The sequence below is a fragment of the Rhodopseudomonas sp. BR0C11 genome (assembly GCF_010820945.1).
Classification (GTDB): domain Bacteria; phylum Pseudomonadota; class Alphaproteobacteria; order Rhizobiales; family Xanthobacteraceae; genus Rhodopseudomonas; species Rhodopseudomonas palustris_H.
Genome location: NZ_QTKI01000882.1, coordinates 1 through 389 on the forward strand (window position 1 = coordinate 1; position 389 = coordinate 389).

Below are 389 nucleotides of genomic sequence, written 5' to 3' on the forward strand. Positions count from 1 at the left end.
CGGCGGGGAGGCGAGGGGCGATCTCGCTGACGCTGCCCGGCTCCACGTTGGTCGCATCGGAGCCGAGGCTTTCGACCATCACGGCCGGCGTCGCAGCGCTCAGGCCGCGGGCGATCAGTTGCGCCACGAGGGCCGGGAAGGTGGCCTTGCCCATATAGACGCAGGTCGTTGCGGTCGCATCCGCGAGCGCTGCGAGGTCGAGATCGCGCGGCAGGCGGCCGTCGACGTCGTGGCCGGTGACGAACTGCACCCGGCGCGCGACGCCGCGCTTGGTCAGCGATGCGCCGATCGTGGCCGCAGCGGCGGTCGCCGTGGTGATGCCGGGCACGATCTCGACCGCGATGCCGGCCTCGCGCGCGGCGCGCAGCTCTTCGTCGGCGCGGGCAAAC

Annotated in this window: 1 protein-coding gene; it reads right to left on the bottom strand. The window is 73.5% G+C overall.

The features are described 5' to 3' along the window. Nucleotides 1-389, bottom strand: a 389-nt coding sequence (locus tag DYI24_RS27930) for an SAM-dependent methyltransferase (RefSeq protein WP_246701414.1), incomplete at both ends; no start/stop codon positions are given.